Annotated in this window: 5 protein-coding genes; all 5 read right to left on the bottom strand. The window is 72.6% G+C overall.

The features are described from left to right. Positions 1 to 627 precede the first annotated feature (627 nt). Entirely contained in the window at positions 628 to 1590 is a 963-nt protein-coding gene (locus tag FrCorBMG51_RS25610) for a DNA-3-methyladenine glycosylase (RefSeq protein ID WP_086055579.1), read from the bottom strand. Then, entirely contained in the window at positions 1572 to 3086 is a 1515-nt protein-coding gene (gene argH / locus FrCorBMG51_RS19470) for an argininosuccinate lyase (protein WP_235433737.1), read from the bottom strand. Before argH ends, FrCorBMG51_RS25610 begins: the two co-directional genes overlap by 19 nt. 56 nt (positions 3087 to 3142) lie before the next feature. Further along, a complete protein-coding gene (locus tag FrCorBMG51_RS19465) occupies positions 3143 to 4345 on the bottom strand; it encodes an argininosuccinate synthase (RefSeq protein WP_047224477.1) in 1203 nt (400 codons plus the stop codon). Between the two features lie 456 nt (positions 4346 to 4801). Then, positions 4802 to 5554, bottom strand: coding sequence for an arginine repressor (gene argR, locus FrCorBMG51_RS19460; protein WP_083731126.1), 753 nt, complete (start codon positions 5552 to 5554; stop codon positions 4802 to 4804). Further along, a partial coding sequence (gene argF / locus FrCorBMG51_RS19455) for an ornithine carbamoyltransferase (RefSeq protein WP_235433735.1) occupies positions 5551 to 6460 on the bottom strand: 910 nt, incomplete at its 5' end. The genes argF and argR, both read right to left, overlap by 4 nt.

Genomic DNA, 6460 nt, shown 5'->3' with positions numbered 1-6460 from the left:
TTGAGTTCTCAAGGAGCAAGCGCAGACCCGAGAGGCACCTTTCGGCGACCCGCTCGGAGCAACTGTTGCAACTTACTGACGTAGCCCCGCCGAGTCAAACGTCTCCGAATTATCCGGGATTCGCCTCGGGGGCGGCCGAACTCCCTGTGGGAAGCTCGGGCCGGGGATGGGGGCCACCTGGGCGATGAACTCGGCCTTCGGTGTCTCCCGGCTTTCCGCCGGCAAGAGAGAACATTACGGATGGCCAACGGGATCGTCAAACGCCAGAGGCTTTTTGATCTGTGATGTACATCACAGCATCCGGATGTCACCTTGACGTGCCCTTCTGATATGCGAGTATCGCTGGCTGCCACCGCACAGGTCGGCCACACGGCCACGAGGACGACCACCGTCCCAGACCGGAGACGATCCGTAGCCGCCGCTCCGGCTCGACGGAAACCACGAGGGACGACGGCGACGGGCCGTGGCAGCCATGATCTCGGCCGCTGACGCCGCGGGCCTCCCACCACTCCGCCCGGCAGAGCTGTGGCCAGGAGCTTCCTGACGCGACGCCCCGCGACACGGTGCCCTGGAGACACCGCTTCGAGACAAGGGACTTCGGGGCAAGGGCGTGGCCGCGGGCTCTCATCAGGAACGGTCCCGCGTCAGGGACGAATCCCGTTCCGCTCCCGCCGGTGCTGCCGTCCCGGCAGACGGTGACGGCGATACCGACAGCGATACCGACGGCGATGCTGACGGTGGAGGCAGCGCTGATGGCGAGGACGGCGCCGGCAGAGGCGGCGAGGACACGGACACAGGCAGCCTCCGCTGGTCGCGCCGCGGGCCGCTGACCGACGCATCCCCGGCGATCCACAACCGCCATGGCCGGTCCCGGGCGGCCCTGATCCCGATCCGGGGCCCGCGGGCGACCCGGGTCTCGTCGATCCGGCGGCCGACGCGGACCACGAGCGCACCTCCCGTGAGCACACCTCCGCCCACGGACGGCACGGACGGCACGGACGGACCAGGCAGCCCGAACGGCGTGGCACGCCCACCTGCAGCACCCGCCCCGCCACCAGGGCCGGTGGCCTCAGGAACACCGGGGATACCGGTGGGTCCGGGGACACCAGAGGAAACGCCGAGGGGATCAGGGGCGCCGGGGACGCCGAGGACGAGGTCGGCGCCGTTGAGGGAACCGTCGACGGCCAGCGCCCGGGCGAGCCGTCCCGGGCCCCGGGCCAGTTCCGCCCGGCGCAGGTGCGCACGGCCGCGCACGGCATCCGCCGCCCCCTCGACCACCTCACCCGCGCGCAGCAGAACAGCGGCCGCCGCACCGGCCGGCCCGCACACGATGTTCACGCACCAGTGCATCCCGTACACGAAGTAGACGTACAGATGCCCGGGTGGCCCGAACATCACCGCGCACCGCGGGGTCGGGCCGCGGAACGCGTGCGAGGCGGGATCGTCCCGACCGCCGTAGGCCTCGACCTCGGTCAGCCGGACGACGACCCCGCCTCGGCACAGCCGGGCACCCAGCAGGTCGCGGGCGACATCCAGCGGCGGCCGCGCGTAGAACCGCCGGTCCGCGACGCTCAGATGCTCCCCGCCCACTCGCGGTCCCGGTGCAGGCGTTCGATGACCGCGGCCAACTGCTCGCGCACCCGGGCCGGCGCCGTCCCGCCCGGAGCCGAGCGGGCCTCCAACGCTCCCTGGACGGACAGCACCGAGCGCACGCCCGGGGTCAGCCGGGGGTTGATGGCCGCCAGCTGCTCGGCGCCGACCTCCTCCAGGCCGACGTCGTGCGCCACGCACCAGGCCACGAGCTGCCCGACCGCCTCGTGTGCCTCCCGGAAGGGCACCCCGCCGCGGACGAGGTGTTCGGCCACGTCCGTGGCCAGCGCGAACCCGTCCGGAGCGGCCTCGGCGAGGCGCTGGCGGCGCACCCGCATCGTGGCCACCGTCCCGGCGGTCGCCGGCAGCACCAGCAGGAGGGTGTCGACCGCGTCGAACACCGGCTCCTTGTCCTCCTGCAGGTCACGGTCGTAGGCCAGCGGAAGCCCCTTGAGCGCGGTGAGCAGCCCGGTGAGCGCTCCGATCAGACGGCCGGACTTGCCCCGGGCGAGCTCGGCGACGTCCGGGTTCTTCTTCTGCGGCATGAGCGAGCTGCCGGTGGCGAAGGCGTCGTCCAGCTCGACCCAGCCGAACTCGCGGCTGGTCCACAGGACGATCTCCTCGCCGAGCCGGGACAGGTGCACGCCGATCAGCGCGGCCGCGAACAGGAACTCCACGGCGAAGTCACGGTCGGAAACGGCGTCGATGGAGTTCTCGAACGCCGAGTCGAAACCCAGCTCGACGGCGACGCCGTGCGGATCCAGCGGCAGCGAGGAACCGGCCAGCGCCCCCGCCCCGAGGCTGGACACGGCGGCCCGGCGGTCCCAGTCCCGCAGCCGGTCGACGTCCCGGGCGAACGCGTGGACGTGCGCCAGCAGCTGGTGGGCGAACGAGATCGGCTGGGCGTGCTGGAGGTGGGTCATCCCGGGGGCGGGGGTGTCCACGTGCGCCGCCGCCTGGTCGACGATGGCCTGCTGGAGCTCGATCAGGCGGGCGGCCACCTGGCGGGCGTGATCCCGCAGGTACATCCGCAGGTCGGTGGCGACCTGGTCGTTGCGGCTGCGCCCGGCCCGCAGCTTGCCCCCCAGTGCGCCGAGGCGTTCGAGCAGCCCCCGCTCCAGCGCGGTGTGCACGTCCTCGTCGTCCACGGTGGGGCGGAAGCTCCCGGTACGCACCGCCTCCGACAGGTCGTCGAGCGCGGCCAGGACGGCGGTGAGCTCGCCGTCGTCGAGCAGGCCGGCGCGGTGCAGCACCCGGGCGTGGGCGCCGGAGGCCCGCAGGTCGTAGGGGGCCAGCCGCCAGTCGAACTGGACGCTGACCGACAGCCGGGCCAGTGCCTGCGCCGGGCCGCCGGCGAAACGCCCACCCCACAACCTTGTCGGTGACGAGCTTGTCGGTGACGAGGACGCCGGCGAGACGGGCCCCGCCGGCTCGGGCCCTGGCTGGGACACGGCCGGCTCGGCTGCCGCCGGCTGGGACACGGCCGGCTGAGACATCGCCGGCTGGGGCACGGCCGGCTCGGAGGCCGTCGGTGGCTGGGATGCCGACACGCTCACCGCGCCAGCCGCTGTTCCCGGGCGGCCCACACCTTGCTCGGCAGACCCCACAGGTCGATGAAGCCGCGGGCGTCGCGCTGGTCGAACTGGTCGCCGGCGTCGTAGGTCGCCAGCGCGTGGTCATACAGGCTCGCCTCGCTGCGCCGTCCCACCACCTGGGCGACCCCGCCGGCGAGCCGGATCCGCACGTCGCCGCTGACCCGGACGCTGGCGTCGTCGACGAACGCGTCCAGCGCGGCCCGCAACGGCGAGTACCACAGACCGTCGTAGACCAGCTCGGCCCAGCGCTGGTCCACCCCGCGCTTGAACCGGGCGAGGTCACGCTCGAGGGTGAGGTCCTCCAGGTCACGGTGGGCGGTCAGCAGGGTGATCGCCGCCGGGCACTCGTATATCTCCCGGCTCTTGATCCCCACCAGCCGGTCCTCGATCAGGTCGATCCGCCCGACGCCCTGCGCGCCCGCGCGGGTGTTCAGCTCCGCGACCAGCTCCGGCAGCGGCAGGGCGCGGCCGTCGAGGGAGACCGGGAGACCGTCGACGAAACCGATCGTCACCTCGTCCGGGTCCCGCGCGAGCGTCGGGTCGGCGGTGTAGACGAAGACGTCCTCCGGCGGCTGCGCCCACGGATCCTCGAGCACGCCGCACTCGGCGGTGCGTCCCCACAGGTTCTGGTCGATGGAGTAGGGGGAACGTGCCGTCACGTCGATGGGCAGGCCGCGTTCGTCGGCGAAGGCGATCGCCTTGTCCCGGGTCATCCCCGAGTCGCGTACCGGCGCCAGCACCTTCAGCTCCGGTGCCAGCGCCATCACGCCGACCTCGAAACGCACCTGGTCGTTGCCCTTGCCGGTACAGCCGTGGGCGATGGCCCCGGCGCCGAAGGTGTGCGCCGCCTCCACCAGGTGACGGACGATCACCGGCCGCGACAGCGACGAGATCAACGGATAGCGGTCCATGTACAGGGCGTTCGCCCGGATGGCGGGGGCGACGAACGAGCGGGCGAACTCCTCCCGCGCGTCGACCACGACCGACTCCACCGCCCCGCAGGTCAGGGCACGCTGCCGGATCACCTCGAGATCCTCGCCACCCTGACCGACGTCGACGGCCAGGGCCACGACCTCGGCACCGGTCTCCGCGCCGATCCACCCGATGGCCACGGACGTGTCCAGACCACCCGAATATGCCAGTACCACGCGGTCAGTCACCGCTGATCAACCTTTCCTCTCTGCGTTTCCGCGTTCCCGGGCTGTGGCCCCGGGGTGTGCCCCTGGGCTGTCGTGCCGTTGTGCCCGTCAGGCGTTGGTATGCCTGTCAGGCGTTGGTGCGCCCGTCAGGCGTTGTGCCCGGCCCCGGCAACGGCTGTCGCCAGGGCCCGTGTTTTCCGGGCCCGTACCTTTTTCCGGGCCCGTACCTGGAGCATCGGTGGGTGGTCCCCGTCCTGTTCTGGCCGGGAAAGCGCTTCGGTCGAGAAAGCGGGTACGGAAACGGCTACCGCGACGACCGTCCGTCCCTCACTTTCATGCTTCGACGAAGCTCGATCACGGGTCATTGATCGATTGTGGAACGCATCCAAGCCGTCTGACCGACGCTCCCGCCGGTCAGGCGGCTGAGCTGAAGAGTGGCTGGCCGTCGTGGCTGAACCTGTCGGGCCAACCGGTCGGCTAGCCGCCTGGGGCGGAGCCGGGGTCGACCAGGCCGACGAAGGAGTCGCGGGCGCGGCCCTCGGCCAGGCCGAGCAACCGGGCGGCCAGCTCGGGCCCGGTCGGACCGTCACCGGCGGTGGGCGGGCTACCGGCGGCCACCCGGGCCGACCGGCACACCACCAGCACCGTGTCGTCCCCGGCGATGGTGCCCATGACCTCCGGCAGCGACGCGCGGTCCAGGGCCGAGGCGAACAGCTGCGCGGCGCCCGGCGGGGTCCGCAGGACCAGCAGGTCGCCGTTGGCCTCGGCCGAGACCAGCAACTCCTCGCAGAGCCGGCCCAGCGGCAGCCGCACCGACTCGGCCGGCGCCAGGTTGACGTCGACGGCGTAGACGAGCCCGCCCTGCGGGCTGCGCACCTTGGTCGCGCCGAGATCCTCCAGGTCGCGTGACAGCGTCGCCTGCGTGACCTGGACGCCTTCGGCCGCCAGCAGCCGAGCCAGCTCCGTCTGCGAGCGCACCGGCTGCCGGGCGATCAGGGCCGCGAGCCTGACCTGGCGGGCGTGCTTGGTCAGCGGCGCGGCCGCGTGCCGCACCGTCGCGGGCGGCTGCGCGGCCACGGCGCTCTCGTGTCCCTGCGTCCCGGCCACCTGCGCGGCCGTGGCGGCTTTGGCCACCTGGGTGGTTGCGGTGGCTCTGCCCGCCCGAGCGGTCGCGGTGGCTCCGGCCGCCTGCGTGGTGGTCGCGGTGGCGTGACCCCGGCGGCCCGTCATGGCGTGGCCTGCCCGGTCAGCGCGGCGGGGAGCGGGTGCGCCGCCGTGTCACCCGGCCGGCCGGCGGCCCGGTCACACTCGTCCAGCAGGGACGGATCCAGCAGGAACGACAGGAGCGCCTTCTGCGCGTGCAGCCGGTTCTCGGCCTGGTCGAAGACGACCGAACGGGGGCCGTCGATCACGGAGCCGGCGATCTCCAGATCGCGGTGCGCCGGTAGGCAGTGCATGACGATCACATCGTCGTCGGCCGCCTCGACCGCCTTCTCGTCCAGCTGGTACCGCTGGAAGACCAGCGACCGGCTCTCGTCCTGATCGTCCTGGCCCATCGACGCCCAGACATCGGTGTAGAGCACGTCCGCGCCGGCGGCGGCCAGCAGCGGGTCGTGGGTCACCACAATCTCCCCACCGGTGGTGGTCGCGATCTCGTTGGCCTGCCGGACCACCTGCTCGAACGGCTCGTACCCGGGCGGGGAGGCGACCCGCACCCGCATCCCGGCCAGCGCGCCGGCAAGGACCAGCGAGTGCGCGACGTTGTTCCCGTCCCCGAGATAGGCCAGGGTCAGCCCGGCCAGGGCACCTTTCTTCTCCCGGATCGTCTGCAGGTCGGCGAGTGCCTGGCACGGGTGGGCGTGGTCGGACAGCGCGTTGACCACCGGCACCGACGCGGCCGCGGCCAGCCGTTCCAACCGCTCCTGCGCGAACGTCCGTATGACGATCATGTCGACGTACCGGCTGAAGACGGCGGCCGTGTCCTCGATGGACTCGCCCCGGCCGAGCTGGGTGGTCGCCGCGTCCACCACCACCGGATGCCCGCCGAGCTCGGCCACGGCGACGTCGAAGGACAGCCTGGTCCGGGTGGAGGGCTTCTCGAACAGCAGCACCACCGACCGGCCGGCGAGCGGCCCG

Origin of the sequence: Protofrankia coriariae (assembly GCF_001017755.1) — a bacterium.
GTDB classification, from domain to species: domain Bacteria; phylum Actinomycetota; class Actinomycetes; order Frankiales; family Frankiaceae; genus Protofrankia; species Protofrankia coriariae.
This window is presented reverse-complemented; position numbering and strand designations above follow the sequence as displayed.

What these genes read in the sequence shown, in the direction of transcription:
- argR (WP_083731126.1), bottom strand. Translation starts at nt 5,554, where the DNA reads ATGACGGGCCGCCGGGGTCACGCCACCGCGACCACCACGCAGGCGGCC.
- argH (WP_235433737.1), bottom strand. Translation starts at nt 3,086, where the DNA reads ATGTCTCAGCCGGCCGTGTCCCAGCCGGCGGCAGCCGAGCCGGCCGTG.